At 71.7% G+C, this 15,609-nt stretch carries 15 protein-coding genes; all 15 read left to right on the top strand.

The features are described 5' to 3' along the window. Positions 1 to 223: 223 nt before the first annotated feature. The 15 genes from pgsA (at position 224) to ACZ6KO_RS22790 (ending at position 15,581) form a co-directional block, all read left to right on the top strand. A complete protein-coding gene (gene pgsA / locus ACZ6KO_RS22860) occupies positions 224 to 949 on the top strand; it encodes a phosphatidylinositol phosphate synthase (RefSeq protein ID WP_469305856.1) in 726 nt (241 codons plus the stop codon). Next, positions 949 to 1,854, top strand: a complete 906-nt coding sequence (locus ACZ6KO_RS22855) for a phosphatidylinositol mannoside acyltransferase (protein WP_469305855.1) — start codon at positions 949 to 951, stop codon at positions 1,852 to 1,854. Before pgsA ends, ACZ6KO_RS22855 begins: the two co-directional genes overlap by 1 nt. After that, on the top strand, positions 1,851 to 3,032 hold the full coding sequence (locus ACZ6KO_RS22850; RefSeq protein WP_469305854.1) for a glycosyltransferase family 4 protein: 1,182 nt from the start codon (positions 1,851 to 1,853) through the stop codon (positions 3,030 to 3,032). The genes ACZ6KO_RS22855 and ACZ6KO_RS22850 overlap by 4 nt, the downstream gene beginning before the upstream one ends. 52 nt (positions 3,033 to 3,084) lie before the next feature. After that, positions 3,085 to 3,624 carry a LemA family protein gene (locus ACZ6KO_RS22845; RefSeq protein ID WP_469305853.1) on the top strand — a complete coding sequence of 180 codons (540 nt, stop codon included), beginning with the start codon at positions 3,085 to 3,087 and terminating at the stop codon, positions 3,622 to 3,624. Between the two features lie 163 nt (positions 3,625 to 3,787). Then, the gene (pdxS, locus tag ACZ6KO_RS22840) at positions 3,788 to 4,699 is read left to right on the top strand and encodes a pyridoxal 5'-phosphate synthase lyase subunit PdxS (protein WP_401449230.1); all 912 of its coding nucleotides are present in this window, start codon (positions 3,788 to 3,790) and stop codon (positions 4,697 to 4,699) included. A gap of 5 nt (positions 4,700 to 4,704) precedes the next feature. Then, a complete protein-coding gene (gene pdxT, locus ACZ6KO_RS22835) occupies positions 4,705 to 5,295 on the top strand; it encodes a pyridoxal 5'-phosphate synthase glutaminase subunit PdxT (RefSeq protein WP_469305852.1) in 591 nt (196 codons plus the stop codon). A gap of 57 nt (positions 5,296 to 5,352) precedes the next feature. Then, entirely contained in the window at positions 5,353 to 6,105 is a 753-nt protein-coding gene (locus tag ACZ6KO_RS22830) for a YebC/PmpR family DNA-binding transcriptional regulator (RefSeq protein WP_469305851.1), read from the top strand. A gap of 117 nt (positions 6,106 to 6,222) precedes the next feature. After that, a complete protein-coding gene (ruvC, locus tag ACZ6KO_RS22825; protein ID WP_469305850.1) occupies positions 6,223 to 6,759 on the top strand; it encodes a crossover junction endodeoxyribonuclease RuvC in 537 nt (178 codons plus the stop codon). Then, positions 6,756 to 7,388: a Holliday junction branch migration protein RuvA gene (gene ruvA, locus ACZ6KO_RS22820; RefSeq protein WP_469305849.1), complete on the top strand. Its 633-nt coding sequence runs from the start codon at positions 6,756 to 6,758 to the stop codon at positions 7,386 to 7,388. The genes ruvC and ruvA overlap by 4 nt, the downstream gene beginning before the upstream one ends. A 254-nt stretch (positions 7,389 to 7,642) precedes the next feature. Beyond that, on the top strand, positions 7,643 to 8,704 hold the full coding sequence (gene ruvB, locus ACZ6KO_RS22815) for a Holliday junction branch migration DNA helicase RuvB (RefSeq protein ID WP_469305848.1): 1,062 nt from the start codon (positions 7,643 to 7,645) through the stop codon (positions 8,702 to 8,704). A 216-nt stretch (positions 8,705 to 8,920) separates the two neighbouring features. Beyond that, complete coding sequence (gene yajC / locus ACZ6KO_RS22810; protein ID WP_469306072.1) at positions 8,921 to 9,358, top strand: preprotein translocase subunit YajC; 438 nt, start codon at positions 8,921 to 8,923, stop codon at positions 9,356 to 9,358. Between the two features lie 155 nt (positions 9,359 to 9,513). Next, complete coding sequence (secD, locus tag ACZ6KO_RS22805; RefSeq protein WP_469305847.1) at positions 9,514 to 11,307, top strand: protein translocase subunit SecD; 1,794 nt, start codon at positions 9,514 to 9,516, stop codon at positions 11,305 to 11,307. A gap of 1 nt (position 11,308) precedes the next feature. After that, positions 11,309 to 12,370, top strand: a complete 1,062-nt coding sequence (gene secF, locus ACZ6KO_RS22800) for a protein translocase subunit SecF (RefSeq protein ID WP_469305846.1) — start codon at positions 11,309 to 11,311, stop codon at positions 12,368 to 12,370. Next, positions 12,367 to 12,918, top strand: coding sequence for an adenine phosphoribosyltransferase (locus ACZ6KO_RS22795; RefSeq protein WP_469305845.1), 552 nt, complete (start codon positions 12,367 to 12,369; stop codon positions 12,916 to 12,918). Before secF ends, ACZ6KO_RS22795 begins: the two co-directional genes overlap by 4 nt. Positions 12,919 to 13,169: 251 nt before the next feature. Further along, positions 13,170 to 15,581, top strand: a complete 2,412-nt coding sequence (locus ACZ6KO_RS22790) for a RelA/SpoT family protein (protein ID WP_469305844.1) — start codon at positions 13,170 to 13,172, stop codon at positions 15,579 to 15,581. The last annotated feature ends 28 nt before the right edge of the window (positions 15,582 to 15,609 follow it).

The raw sequence follows: 15,609 nt of genomic DNA, 5'->3' as shown, positions 1-15,609 counted from the left end.
CTCGTGCCTCCCGTTGCAACGGTGAGGAGGATGAGATCCTTCGAGCTTCGCACCGCCGTCACACTCCGTCCATACGTCGTACCGCGGACCGTCGACGAGATGGACCGCGGCGGACGCGACGCGAACCGGAGGGTGCGCGGCGTCGCGGGCCCGGGGCGCTGGCTACGATGGGCCAGCCGGTGGCCGTGGTGGCCGTGCGGCCCAGCGACCCTCCGGGAAGGCCATGCTGAACAAGTACGCGCGTGCATTCTTCACGCGTGTTCTCACACCGTTCGCCGCGTTTCTGCTCCGCCGGGGGGTGAGCCCGGACGCGGTCACACTGATCGGCACGGCCGGAGTCGTCGCGGGTGCGCTGGTCTTCTTCCCCCGGGGCGAGTTCTTCTGGGGCACGATCACGATCACGCTCTTCGTCTTCTCCGACCTGGTCGACGGGAACATGGCCCGGCAGGCGGGGATCTCCAGCCGCTGGGGCGCGTTCCTGGACTCGACGCTGGACCGGGTCGCGGACGCGGCCATCTTCGGCGGACTCGCGCTCTGGTACGCCGGGCTCGGGAACGACAACGTGCTCTGCGCCGTGTCGATCTTCTGCCTCGCGAGCGGCCAGGTGGTGTCGTACACCAAGGCCCGCGGGGAGTCGATCGGGCTGCCGGTGGCCGTCAACGGGCTCGTGGAGCGGGCCGAACGCCTGGTGATCTCGCTGGTCGCGGCCGGCCTGTCGGGCCTGCAGACCTTCGGGGCGCCGTCCTGGCTCGGCGTGCTCCTGCCGGTGGCGCTGTGGCTGGTGGCGGTGGGCTCGCTGGTCACGCTGATCCAGCGGGTGGTGACCGTACGCCGGGAGGCGGCCGAGGCCGACGCGGCGAACCCGCCGCAGACGCCGTCGGGGCCGGCCGGGCCGTCGGGGCCGACCGGACCGCCGGCGTCCTCCGCGCAGCAGGGCGGCGCCGCCTGATGGGGAGCGTCCAGGACCGGCTCACCGACGGGCTGTACGGGCTCGGCTGGGCCGGGGTGAAGAAGCTTCCCGAGCCGGCGGCCACCGCGCTGGGCCGCCGGATCGCGGACTACGCGTGGAAGCGGCGCGGCAAGAGCGTGGCCCGGCTGGAGTCCAACCTGGCCCGGGTGGTGCCGGACGCCGGCCCCGAGGAGCTGCGCCGGCTGTCACGGGCGGGCATGCGCTCGTACATGCGCTACTGGATGGAGTCCTTCCGGCTGCCCGCCATGGATCCGAAACGGTTCGGCACCGAGGTGCGCATCGAGGACGACCACCTCCTGAAGGAGGCGCTGGCGACCGGCCGCGGGGTGATCGTCGCGCTGCCGCACCTGGCCAACTGGGACCTGGCGGGCGCCTGGGTCACCTCGCACCTGGGCGTGCCGTTCACGACGGTCGCCGAGCGGCTCAAGCCCGAGTCCCTCTACGACCGGTTCGTGGCCTACCGCGAGAGCCTGGGCATGGAGGTGCTGCCGCACAGCGGGGGGGCCGCCTTCGGCACGCTGGCCCGGCGGCTGCGGGCGGGCGGGCTCATCTGCCTGGTCGCCGACCGGGACCTGTCCGCGTCGGGGGTCGAGGTCGACTTCTTCGGCGCGCGGGCGCGGATGCCGGCGGGGCCGGCGCTGCTGGCCCAGCAGACCGGGGCACTGCTGATGCCGGTGACCCTCTGGTACGGGGAGACGCCGACGATGCGCGGCCGGATCCACCCGGCGGTGCCGGAGCCGGAGAGCGGCACCCGGGTGGCGAAGACCGCGGCCATGACGCAGGCGATGGCCGACGCCTTCGCCTCCGGCATCGCCGCGCACCCGGAGGACTGGCACATGCTCCAGCGGCTGTGGCTGGCGGACCTGGAGGAGCGGTCGGAATGAAGATCGGCATCGTCTGCCCGTACTCCTGGGACGTGCCGGGCGGCGTCCAGTTCCACATCCGCGACCTGGCGGAGCACCTGATCGGGCTCGGCCACGACGTGTCGGTCCTGGCACCGGCGGACGACGAGACCCCGCTGCCGCCGTACGTGATCTCGGCCGGCCGGGCGGTGCCGGTGCCGTACAACGGCTCGGTGGCCCGGCTGAACTTCGGCTTCCTGTCGGCGGCCCGGGTGCGGCGGTGGCTGCACGACGGCGCCTTCGACGTGATCCACATCCACGAGCCGGCCTCGCCCTCGCTGGGCCTGCTGTCGTGCTGGGCGGCGCAGGGGCCGATCGTGGCCACCTTCCACACGTCCAACCCGCGCTCGCGGGCGATGATCGCGGCGTACCCCATCCTCCAGCCGGCGCTGGAGAAGATCAGCGCGCGGATCGCGGTGAGCGAGTACGCCCGGCGCACGCTCGTGGAGCACCTCGGCGGGGACGCCGTGGTGATCCCCAACGGCGTCGACGTCGACTTCTTCGCACGGGCCGAACCGCGGCCGGACTGGTCCGGCATGACGCTCGGCTTCATCGGGCGGATCGACGAGCCGCGCAAGGGGCTGCCGGTGCTGATGGCGGCGTTCCCGGAGATCGTCGCCGCGTGCCCGGACGTCCGCCTGCTGGTGGCCGGACGGGGCGACGAGGAGGAGGCGGTGGCCTCCCTGCCGCCCGAGCTGCGGGCGCGGGTGGAGTTCCTCGGCATGGTCTCGGACGAGGACAAGGCGCGGCTGCTGCGCAGCGTGGACGTCTACGTCGCCCCCAACACCGGCGGCGAGAGCTTCGGGATCATCCTGGTCGAGGCGCTGTCGGCGGGCGCCGCCGTGCTCGCCTCCGACCTGGACGCGTTCGCGCAGGTCCTGGACCAGGGGTCGGCGGGCGAGCTCTTCACGAACGAGGACCCGCGCTCGCTGGCGGCCGCGGCGATCGCCCTGCTGCGCTCGCCCGAGCGCCGCGCGGAACTGAGCGGGCGGGGCTCGGCCCACGTCCGCCGCTTCGACTGGTCGACGGTCGGTGCGGACATCCTGGCGGTCTACGAGACGGTGACGGACGGCGCGGCGTCGGTGGCCACCGACGAACGCGTCAGCCTCCGCACCCGCCTGGGCCTGGGCACCCGCCCCCAGGTCCCGCCGACGCCGTGACCGGGTGGGCGGCGGTTCGGGATCGGTGGGGGAGGCGGTAGTGTCGCGCGGCGTGATCGAAACGCTCGTATGGGTCGCCCTCGCGCTCGCCGTGATCGGGGTCTACCTCAGCTGGACCGCCGGCCGCCTCGACCGACTGCACTCCCGGATGGACGCCGCCCGCGCCGCCCTCGACGCGCAGCTGGTCCGGCGCGCCTCGGTGGTGCTGGAGGTGGCCACCTCCGGTGTGCTCGACCCCGCCTCCTCCCTCGTCCTGTACGAGGCCGCCCACGCCGCCCGCCAGGCCGAGGAGGAGCACCGCGAGGTCGCCGAGAGCGAGCTCAGCCAGGCCCTGCGCGCGGTCTTCGCCGACGCCGACCAGGTCGAGGCCCTCAAGGAGGCGCCCGGCGGCGAGGAGGCCGCCGAGGAGCTGGCCGCGGCCGTCCGCCGGGTCCCCATGGCCCGGCGGTTCCACAACGACGCCGTCCGCGCCGCCCGCGCGCTGCGCCGGCACCGCAAGGTCCGCTGGTTCCGGCTCGCCGGCCACGCCCCGTTCCCATTGGCCTTCGAGATGGACGACGAACCGCCCGCGGACCTGGCCGACCGGCCGTAGTTGTACCTCGAGGCCAACTTGAAAGGAGCCACCGGCTCCACATTGGCCCTTGCAGTGGACCCTTCGGGGACGGTTACCTCAGCCAGGTACCGGCGTCATGCACCTGTACCGGTACCCCGCCAGGTACCCGCAGCACCGTCTTCCCTTCGAGTGAGGTCACCCCGTGAGCACGCTTCCCACCACCCCCCAGTCCCCCGAGACCGGCACCGCTCGCGTCAAGCGCGGCATGGCCGAGCAGCTCAAGGGCGGCGTGATCATGGACGTGGTCAACGCCGAGCAGGCGAAGATCGCCGAGGACGCGGGCGCCGTGGCCGTCATGGCCCTGGAGCGGGTCCCGGCCGACATCCGCAAGGACGGCGGCGTGGCGCGCATGTCCGACCCGAACATGATCGAAGAGATCATCGAGGCCGTCTCGATCCCGGTCATGGCCAAGTCCCGCATCGGCCACTTCGTCGAGGCCCAGGTCCTGCAGTCCCTCGGCGTGGACTACATCGACGAGTCCGAGGTCCTCACCCCGGCCGACGAGGTCAACCACTCCGACAAGTGGGCGTTCACCACCCCCTTCGTCTGCGGCGCCACCAACCTCGGCGAGGCCCTGCGCCGCATCGCCGAGGGCGCGGCCATGATCCGCTCCAAGGGCGAGGCCGGCACCGGCAACGTCGTCGAGGCCGTCCGCCACCTGCGCCAGATCAAGAACGAGATCGCCAAGCTGCGCGGCTTCGACAACAACGAGCTGTACGCCGCCGCCAAGGAGCTGCGCGCCCCGTACGAGCTCGTCAAGGAGGTCGCCGAGCTCGGCAAGCTCCCGGTCGTGCTGTTCTCCGCCGGTGGCGTCGCCACCCCGGCCGACGCCGCGCTGATGCGCCAGCTCGGCGCCGAGGGCGTCTTCGTCGGCTCCGGCATCTTCAAGTCCGGCGACCCGGCCAAGCGCGCCGCCGCCATCGTGAAGGCCACCACCTTCTACGACGACCCGAAGATCATCGCGGACGCCTCCCGCAACCTGGGCGAGGCCATGGTCGGCATCAACTGCGACACGCTGCCCGAGGCCGAGCGCTACGCCAACCGCGGCTGGTAGTCGTCATGACCAACCCCGTCATCGGTGTCCTGGCCCTCCAGGGCGACGTACGGGAGCACCTGATCGCCCTGGCCGCGGCGGACGCCGTGGCCAGGCCGGTCCGGCGCCCCGAGGAGCTCGCCGAGGTCGACGCCCTCGTCATCCCCGGCGGCGAGTCCACGACCATGTCCAAGCTCGCCGTCCTGTTCGGCATGCTGGAGCCGCTGCGCGAGCGCGTGAAGGCCGGCATGCCCGTCTACGGCACCTGCGCCGGCATGATCATGCTCGCCGACAAGATCCTGGACGGCCGTGAGGACCAGGAGACGCTCGGCGGCGTCGACATGATCGTCCGCCGCAACGCCTTCGGCCGCCAGAACGAGTCCTTCGAGGCGAAGATCGACTTCGCGGGCATCGAGGGCGGCCCCGTCGAGGGCGTCTTCATCCGCGCCCCGTGGGTCGAGTCGGTCGGCGCCGCCGCCGAGGTGCTCGCGACGTACGACGGTCACACCGTCGCCGTCCGCCAGGGCAACGTGCTCGCCACGTCCTTCCACCCGGAACTCACCGGCGACGACCGCGTCCACGCGTACTTCGTCGACATGGTGCGCGCCGGGCTGTAATCCGCTCCCGGTAGGATCGGGGACGAACATTACTGGTTACGCGAAGGAGACAGGCGGATGTCCGGCCACTCTAAATGGGCTACGACGAAGCACAAGAAGGCCGTGATCGATGCCAAGCGCGGCAAGCTCTTCGCGAAGCTGATCAAGAACATCGAGGTCGCGGCCCGTACGGGCGGCGCCGACCCGGACGGCAACCCGACGCTCTTCGACGCCATCCAGAAGGCGAAGAAGAGCTCGGTCCCGAACAAGAACATCGACTCCGCGGTCAAGCGCGGCGGTGGTCTCGAGGCCGGTGGCGTCGACTACGCGACGATCATGTACGAGGGTTACGGCCCGAACGGTGTCGCGGTGCTCATCGAGTGCCTCACCGACAACCGCAACCGCGCCGCCTCCGACGTCCGCGTCGCCATGACCCGCAACGGCGGCTCCATGGCCGACCCGGGTTCGGTCTCGTACCTGTTCAACCGCAAGGGCGTCGTCGTGCTGCCCAAGGGCGAGCTGACCGAGGACGACGTCCTCGACGCGGTCCTCGAGGCGGGCGCCGAGGAGGTCAACGACCTCGGTGAGTCCTTCGAGATCATCAGCGAGGCCACCGACCTGGTCGCGGTCCGTTCCGCGCTCCAGGAGGCCGGCTACGACTACGACTCGGCCGAGTCCAGCTTCGTCCCGACCATGCAGGTCGAGCTCGACGAGGAGGGCGCGCGCAAGATGTTCAAGCTGATCGACGCCCTCGAGGACAGCGACGACGTCCAGAACGTCTTCGCCAACTTCGACGTCTCGGACGAGGTCATGGAGAAGGTCGACGCCTGACCGGCGAGGACGTGACCACGGCGGGCCGACGGGGACACACCCCCGTCGGCCCGACGCGTTGTCGGTGGCACGCGTTAGCCTGCACGAACTGGCGGACGAGCGGGCGGAGGAGGGGCTGTGCGCGTTCTCGGGGTGGACCCGGGCCTGACCCGGTGCGGACTCGGCGTCGTCGAGGGCGTCGCGGGCCGGCCCCTGACGATGCTCGGGGTGGGCGTCGTCCGTACGCCCGCCGAGGCCGACATCGGGCAGCGGCTGGTCGGGATCGAGCGGGGCATCGAGACCTGGCTCGACGAGTACCAGCCGGAACTGGTCGCGGTGGAGCGGGTGTTCAGCCAGCACAACGTGCGCACGGTGATGGGCACCGCCCAGGCCAGCGCGGTCGCCATGCTGTGCGCCTCGCGGCGCGGGATACCCGTCGCGCTGCACACCCCCAGCGAGGTCAAGGCGGCCGTCACCGGCAGCGGACGGGCCGACAAGGCCCAGGTCGGCGCCATGGTGACCCGGCTGCTGCGGCTGGCCGCCCCGCCCAAGCCCGCCGACGCGGCGGACGCGCTCGCCCTCGCCATCTGTCACATCTGGCGCGCCCCCGCCCAGAACCGCCTGCAACAGGCGGTCGCCCAGCACGCATCCGCAGTGAGAGGCCGTACCCGATGATCGCCTTCGTGAGCGGCCCGGTCGCCGCGCTCGCCCCCACCACCGCCGTGATCGAGGTCGGGGGCGTGGGCATGGCCGTGCAGTGCACCCCCCACACCCTCGCCGGCCTGCGCGTGGGCGAGCCGGCGCGGCTGGCCACCTCGCTCGTCGTACGGGAGGACTCGCTCACCCTGTTCGGCTTCGCCGACGACGACGAGCGGCAGGTCTTCGAACTGCTCCAGACGGCCAGCGGCGTCGGCCCGCGCCTGGCCCAGGCCATGCTCGGCGTGCACAGCCCGGACGCGCTGCGCGTGGCGGTGGCGAGCGGGGACGAGAAGGCGCTGACGGCGGTGCCCGGGATCGGCAAGAAGGGCGCGCAGAAGCTGCTGCTGGAGCTGAAGGACAAGCTCGGCGCGCCCGTGGGGACCGGCGCGCTGGTCGGGGCGCAGCGGGCCGCGGCGGCCGGGCCGGCGCCGTGGACCGAGCAGCTGCTGACGGCGCTGATCGGGCTGGGGTACGCGGCGCGGGAGGCGGACGACGCGGTGGCGGCGGTGACGCCGCAGGCGGAGGCCGCCATCGCCGCCGGTGGCTCGGCGCCGGTGCCGCAGCTCCTGCGGGCGGCCCTGCAGTCCCTGAACCGCACCCGCTGACCCTGCTCGGGGGCTCCGCCCCGAGCCCCCTGCGCTCAAACGCCGCGCGGGCTTTTCAAGCCCCGCCGGCGTTTGAGGCGTGGGGGTCCCCCCGGACGGAGTCTGGGGGAGGGTCCGGGGCGGAGCCCCGGTTCGGGGAGGGGCGGGGTGGGGAAGGGCTCCGCGCAGCGGCCCGCCCCGTCCACCTGGAACCGTACGATCACCGAACCGCACGACGACCACGCGACGCACGAGAAGCGAGAAGGCAGAAGACCGTGAACTGGGACGACGACACCGCCGCCGCCGAGCCGGAGCGGCTCGTCGGTGCCGCCGCCGACGGTGAGGACAGCGCCGTCGAGGCGGCCCTGCGGCCCAAGGACCTGGACGAGTTCGTCGGGCAGGAGAAGGTCCGCCAGCAGCTGGACCTCGTCCTCAAGGCCGCCCGCCAGCGCGGAGCCACCGCCGACCACGTCCTGCTGTCCGGCGCGCCCGGCCTCGGCAAGACCACCCTCTCCATGATCATCGCGGCCGAGATGGGCGCGCCGATCCGGATCACCTCCGGCCCCGCCATCCAGCACGCCGGCGACCTCGCGGCCATCCTGTCCTCGCTCCAGGAGGGCGAGGTCCTCTTCCTCGACGAGATCCACCGCATGTCCCGGCCCGCCGAGGAGATGCTGTACATGGCCATGGAGGACTTCCGGGTCGACGTCATCGTCGGCAAGGGTCCCGGCGCCACCGCCATCCCCCTGGAGCTGCCGCCCTTCACCCTGGTCGGCGCCACCACCCGGGCCGGCCTGCTGCCGCCGCCCCTGCGGGACCGGTTCGGGTTCACCGGACACATGGAGTTCTACGCCCCCGAGGAGCTCGAACGGGTCGTCCACCGCTCCGCCCGCCTCCTCGACGTCGAGATCGACACCGCCGGCGCCGCCGAGATCGCCGGCCGCTCCCGCGGCACGCCCCGTATCGCCAACCGCCTGCTGCGCCGCGTCCGCGACTACGCGCAGGTCAGGGCCGACGGGGTGATCACGCGCGAGGTCGCCGGCCAGGCCCTGCAGGTGTACGAGGTCGACGCCCGCGGTCTGGACCGGCTCGACCGGGCCGTGCTGGAGGCCCTGCTCAAGCTGTTCGGCGGCGGTCCGGTGGGCCTGTCCACCCTCGCCGTCGCCGTCGGTGAGGAGCGCGAGACCGTCGAGGAGGTGGCCGAGCCGTTCCTGGTCAGGGAGGGTCTGCTGGCCCGCACCCCGCGCGGCCGGGTGGCCACCCCGGCGGCCTGGGCCCACCTGGGACTGACGCCGCCCGCGGCACAGACCGGACAACAGGGCCTCTTCGGGGCTTGACGGCGCGGAGGTTAGTGTGCCCAGGAACTGCGGTGCCATGCTGGGCGTTGTTCCATCGCGGCGGACTCGCCTAGACTCCGCCGATGCCGACCGTCCAGGTCGGCGTGCCCACCCCCGTAGAAACAAGGCCGCTCCTCCGGCGCGGTCGTGCGAAGGAAACTCCGTCCCGTGAACAGTCTCGTGACCTTCCTCCCGTTCATCGTGCTCATCGGGGCGATGTTCCTGATGACCCGCTCTGCCAAGAAGAAGCAGCAGCAGGCGGTACAGATGCGCGACCAGATGACCCCCGGCACCGGCGTGCGCACCATCGGCGGCATGTACGCCACGGTCAAGGAGGTCACCGACGACACCGTCCTCCTGGAAGTGGCCCCCGGAGTGCACGCGGTCTTCGCGAAGAACTCCATCGGCGCCGTGCTGGAGGACGAGGAGTACAACCGCATCGTCCACGGCACCGAGCCGACCATCGTCCCCGACGACGCCTCCTCGCTGACCCTCGACAAGGGTGACGACGAGGCCCCCAAGCTCGACCTGGGCAAGAAGGACGAGTCCGCCGACAAGCCGGCCGACAAGCCCGCCGCTCCCTCCGAGGCCAAGGCCGACGACGAGACCGGCACGACCGAGGGCAAGACGGACGGCGGCTCCGGCGCGAAGTAGCACGGGGCGGGGGACCGCGGGGCGCCCGACCGGCGGCCGCCGCGGTCCCCGGCAGTGACCACTTCTGCGGGGGGCAGGGGTCCCCACCACACATTTTTCGTGGCCGTCCGCGCGCTCACCCGGCGCGGGACGGTTGGACAGGGAGATACAACAAGGTGGCAGCACCGAAGAAGGGCCGGCGGCCCACGGGGGCTCAGGGGAGGCCGGGGCGCGCCCTGGCGATGATCCTGATCGCGATGGTGGCGCTCACCGCGGGGATGTTCATCTCCGGGCAGACCACTCCCCGGCTGGGCATCGACCTGGCGGGCGGCACGAGCATCACGCTCAAGGCGAAGAGCGAGCCCGGCAAGCCCAACGCCATCAACGAGACCAACATGAACACGGCGGTCGGCATCATCGAGCGCCGCGTCAACGGTCTCGGTGTCTCGGAGGCCGAGGTCCAGACCCAGGGCACCGACCACATCATCGTGAACATCCCCAAGGGGACGAACGAGAAGCAGGCGCGGGACCAGGTCGGCACGACCGCCCAGCTCTACTTCCGTCCGGTCATCGCCGTCGCGGGCGGCGAGCCCGTCGCCCCCGAGGGCGCGCCCTCGCCGACGCCGTCGGCCGGCGCCTCCGGCGCCCCCAAGGCCGGCGACGGCAAGAGCCCGTCGCCCACCCCGTCGTCCAGCGCCACTTCCCAGGGCCGTGCCCTCAGCGAGGCCCTCAAGGCCCCGGGCACCCCGACGCCGAGCGCGACCCCCTCGTCGGGCGCGTCGAAGAAGGCAGACGACCCCAAGGCCACGGCGACCCCGGGCGCCACCCCGGCCCCCACCCCGTCGGGCGCCGACGCCGGTGCGGCCGACCTCCAGGCGAAGTTCGCCGCGCTGGACTGCACCAAGGAGGACCAGCGGGCCACCGCCGGCAAGGGCACCAAGCCCGAGGAGCCCACCGTCGCCTGTGGCAAGAACAGCCAGGGCGCGTGGAACAAGTGGCTGCTCGGCCCCGTCGCCGTCGAGGGCAAGGACGTCAAGGAAGCCAAGGGCGTCATCGACCCGCAGCGTGGCATGTGGATCGTCACGATGCAGTTCAACGACAAGGGCGCGGACGCCTTCGCCAAGGTCACCGGTGAGCTCGCCGCCAAGCAGTCCCCGCAGAACCAGTTCGCGATCGTGCTCGACGGCCAGGTCGTCTCCGACCCGTACGTCAGCTCCGCGCTGACCGGTGGCAGCGCCGAGATCTCCGGCGGCTTCACCCAGCAGTCCGCCCAGGACCTCGGCAACATGCTGTCGTACGGCGCCCTGCCGCTGTCCTTCTCCGAGGACAGCGTCACCAGCGTCACCGCCGCCCTCGGTGGCGAGCAGCTGCGGGCCGGCCTGATCGCCGGCGCGATCGGTCTGGCGCTCGTCGTGATCTACCTGCTGGTCTACTACCGCGGTCTGTCGTTCATCGCGATCGTCAGCCTCCTGGTCTCGGCGATCCTGACGTACACGATCATGGCGCTGCTCGGCAAGGGCATCGGCTTCGCGCTGAACCTGCCCGCCGTCTGCGGTGCGATCGTCGCCATCGGTATCACCGCGGACTCGTTCATCGTGTACTTCGAGCGCATCCGCGACGAGATCCGCGAGGGCCGCACCCTGCGCCCGGCGGTGGAGCGGGCCTGGCCGCGCGCCCGGCGCACCATCCTCGTCTCGGACTTCGTCTCGTTCCTGGCCGCCGCGGTGCTGTTCGTCGTCACCGTCGGCAAGGTGCAGGGCTTCGCCTTCACCCTGGGTCTGACCACCCTCCTCGACGTGGTCGTGGTGTTCCTCTTCACCAAGCCGATCATGACGCTGCTGGCCCGGACGAAGTTCTTCTCGAGCGGTCACCCGTGGTCCGGGCTGGACCCGAAGCGGCTCGGCGCCAAGCCGCCGCTGCGGAGCTCCCGCCGTACCGTCTCCGCTCCCGTCGAAGCAAAGGAGGCGTGAGATGTCGAAGCTGGGAGATATCGGCGCCAGGCTGTACCGCGGTGAGGTCGGCTACGACTTCGTCGGCAAGCGCTTTCTCTGGTACGGCGTTTCCATCCTGATCACCATCACGGCGATCGTGGCCCTGGCCGTCCAGGGCCTGAACCTGGGCATCGAGTTCAAGGGCGGTGCCGTCTTCACCACCCCGAAGACGGCCGTCTCCGACTCCAAGGCCCGCGAGTTCGCCAAGGAGGCCTCCGGCCACGAGGCGATCGTCCAGAAGCTCGGCAACGGTGGCCTGCGCATCCAGATCACCGCGCTGGACACGGCCCAGGCCAACAAGGTCAAGGCCGAGCTGGCCGGTGACCTCAAGGTCGCCGAGCAGGACATCAACGCCGACCTGGTGGGCCCCAGCTGGGGCGAGCAGATCGCCAACAAGGCCTGGACGGGCCTGGGCGTCTTCATGATCCTGGTCGTGATCTACCTGGCGATCGCCTTCGAGTGGCGCATGGCCATCGCGGCGCTCATCGCGCTGATCCACGACCTCACGATCACCGTGGGCATCTACGCGCTGGTCGGTTTCGAGGTCACGCCGGGTACGGTCATCGGTCTGCTGACGATCCTCGGTTACTCGCTCTACGACACCGTCGTCGTCTTCGACGGTCTCAAGGAGTCGACGAAGGACATCACCAAGCAGACCCGCTTCACCTACAGCGAGCTGGCCAACAAGAGCATCAACGGCACCCTGGTGCGCTCGATCAACACCACGGTCGTCGCTCTGCTGCCGGTCGCCGCGCTGCTGTTCATCGGCGGCGGTCTGCTGGACGCGGGCATGCTCAACGACATCTCGCTGTCGCTGTTCGTCGGCCTCGCGGCCGGTGCGTACTCCTCGATCTTCATCGCGACCCCGCTGGTCGTGGACCTCAAGGAGCGCGAGCCGGCGATGAAGGCGCTGACCAAGCGGGTGCTCGCCAAGCGCGCCTCCGCCTCCGCCAAGGGCACGGACGACGCCGACGGCGCCGCGGACGCGCCGGAGGTCGTGGCGCAGGGCCGCTCCGGCCGCGCCTCCGGGCGGCGCCGGTGAGCGCGATCGCCGAGGAGACGCGCGCGCTGCTGCTCAGCCGGATCAAGGACGTCCCGGACTACCCGAAGCCGGGGGTGATGTTCAAGGACATCACCCCGCTGCTGGCCGACCCGAAGGCCTTCGCGGCCCTGACGGACGCGCTGGCCGCGCTGGCGGTCCGGTACGGCGCCACGAAGATCGTCGGCCTGGAGGCGCGCGGGTTCATCCTGGCGGCCCCGGTGGCCGTGCAGGCCGGGATCGGCTTCGTACCGGTCCGCAAGGCCGGCAAGCTGCCGGGAGCCACGCTCAGCCAGGCGTACGACCTGGAGTACGGCACCGCCGAGATCGAGGTGCACGCCGAGGACCTGGCGGCGGGCGACCGCGTCATGGTCATCGACGACGTCCTGGCCACCGGCGGCACCGCCGAGGCCTCACTCCAGCTGATCCGGCGGGCCGGCGCGGAGGTCGCGGGGGTCGCGGTCCTGATGGAGCTGTCCTTCCTCCCCGGCCGCGCCCGGCTGGCCCCGGCCCTGGCCGAGGCCCCGCTGGACGCCCTGATCACCGTCTGACGGCACGCACCGTCGGGCAGCCACCCGAGCGGCGGAGCCCCGGTCGACCACGACCGGAGCCCGCCGCTCGGGCGTTCCCCGGGAAGCGGTCCGGCATCCGCCGGGCCGCTCCCCGGGCCCGCCCGCCGTCCCGCCCCGTGACCGCGCGGAACGCGTCGGCGCCAGGCTCGCTACCATGGTTTATCCGGACCTGATCGGGGCACCGGATCCTCCCCCAGGCTTCGTCCGGGGGGACCCCCGAAGGAGCGCTCTTGCCAGACGAGGTCCAGCCACTGTCCGCCGCCCAGCCCGAGCCGACGGCCGAGAAGCCCACGCCCAAGCCGCCGCTCGCGCCGCCGCCCAAGCCCGCGCCGCTGAAGCCCGGCGGGTCCTCCAACCGGGTGCGGGCCCGCCTCGCCCGGCTGGGCGTCCAGCGCTCCAACCCGTACAACCCGGTCCTGGAGCCCCTGCTGCGCATAGTCCGCAGCAACGACCCGAAGATCGAGACGGCCACCCTGCGCCAGCTCGAGAACGCGTACCAGGTGGCCGAGCGCTGGCACCGCGGCCAGAAGCGCAAGAGCGGCGACCCGTACATCACCCACCCGCTCGCGGTGACGACCATCCTCGCCGAGCTGGGCATGGACCCCGCGACCCTGATGGCGGGCCTGCTCCACGACACCGTCGAGGACACCGAGTACGGCCTGGAGGACCTGCGCCGCGACTTCGGGGACGCCGTGGCCCTCCTCGTCGACGGTGTCACCAAGCTCGACCGGGTCAAGTTCGGCGAGGCCGCGCAGGCCGAGACCGTCCGCAAGATGGTCGTCGCCATGGCCAAGGACCCGCGCGTCCTGGTCATCAAGCTCGCCGACCGCCTGCACAACATGCGCACCATGCGCTACCTCAAGCGGGAGAAGCAGGAGAAGAAGGCCCGCGAGACCCTCGAGATCTACGCGCCGCTGGCCCACCGCCTCGGCATGAACACGATCAAGTGGGAGCTGGAGGACCTCGCCTTCGCGATCCTCTACCCCAAGATGTACGACGAGATCGTCCGCCTGGTGGCCGAACGCGCGCCCAAGCGCGACGAGTACCTCGCCGTCGTCACCGACGAGGTGATGGTCGACCTCCGGGCCGCCCGCATCAAGGCCACCGTCACCGGCCGGCCCAAGCACTACTACAGCGTCTACCAGAAGATGATCGTCCGCGGCCGCGACTTCGCCGAGATCTACGACCTGGTCGGCATCCGCGTCCTGGTGGACACCGTCCGCGACTGCTACGCGGCCCTGGGCACCGTCCACGCCCGCTGGAACCCGGTTCCGGGGCGGTTCAAGGACTACATCGCGATGCCCAAGTTCAACATGTACCAGTCGCTGCACACGACGGTCATCGGGCCCAGCGGCAAGCCGGTCGAACTGCAGATCCGCACCTTCGACATGCACCGCCGCGCCGAGTACGGCATCGCCGCCCACTGGAAGTACAAGCAGCAGACCGTCGCCGGCGCCTCCAAGGTCCGCACCGACGTCCCGCAGGCCGCCAAGGGCAGCGCCGGCCAGGACACCGTCAACGACATGGCCTGGCTGCGCCAGCTGCTGGACTGGCAGAAGGAGACCGAGGACCCCGGCGAGTTCCTCGACTCGCTGCGCTTCGACCTCTCCCGCAACGAGGTCTTCGTCTTCACGCCCAAGGGCGACGTCATCGCGCTGCCCGCCGGCGCCACGCCCGTCGACTTCGCGTACGCCGTCCACACCGAGGTCGGCCACCGGACCATAGGCGCCCGCGTCAACGGCCGCCTCGTCCCGCTGGAATCCACCCTCGACAACGGCGACCTGGTGGAGGTCTTCACCTCCAAGGCCGAGGGCGCGGGCCCGTCCCGCGACTGGCTGGGCTTCGTCAAGTCGCCGCGCGCCCGCAACAAGATCCGCGCCTGGTTCTCCAAGGAGCGCCGCGACGAGGCCATCGAGCAGGGCAAGGACGCCATCGCGCGGGCCATGCGCAAGCAGAACCTGCCGATCCAGCGGATCCTCACCGGCGACTCGCTGGTCACCCTCGCGCACGAGATGCGCTACCCCGACATCTCCTCCCTGTACGCGGCGATCGGCGAGGGCCACGTGGCCGCGCAGGGCGTCGTACAGAAACTCGTCCAGGCCCTCGGCGGCGAGGAGGCCGCGAACGAGGACATCGAGGAGAGCGTCCCGCCCTCGCGCGGCCGCAAGCGCCGCGGCAGCGCCGACCCGGGTGTCGTGGTCAAGGGCGTCGACGACGTCTGGGTCAAGCTGGCCCGCTGCTGCACCCCGGTGCCCGGCGACCCGATCATCGGCTTCGTCACGCGCGGCAGTGGCGTATCGGTTCACCGCGCCGACTGCGTGAACGTCGACTCGCTCTCGCAGCAGCCCGAGCGGATCCTCGAGGTCGAGTGGGCGCCCACCCAGTCCTCCGTCTTCCTGGTCGCCATCCAGGTCGAGGCACTGGACCGGTCCCGGCTGCTCTCCGACGTCACCCGGGTCCTGTCCGACCAGCACGTCAACATCCTCTCCGCGGCCGTACAGACCTCCCGCGACCGCGTGGCCACCTCCCGCTTCACCTTCGAGATGGGCGACCCCAAGCACCTGGGGCACGTCCTGAAGGCCGTCCGGGGCGTGGAGGGCGTCTACGACGTCTACCGTGTGACGTCCGCGCGCAGGCCGTAGGCTGACCGGCCGGAGGGGGGCGTAGATC

It is taken from the genome of Streptomyces sp. NPDC042102 (assembly GCF_055582305.1).
The sequence above is the reverse complement of the archived record's forward strand: the minus strand, read 5'-3'. Positions and strand labels throughout refer to the sequence as shown.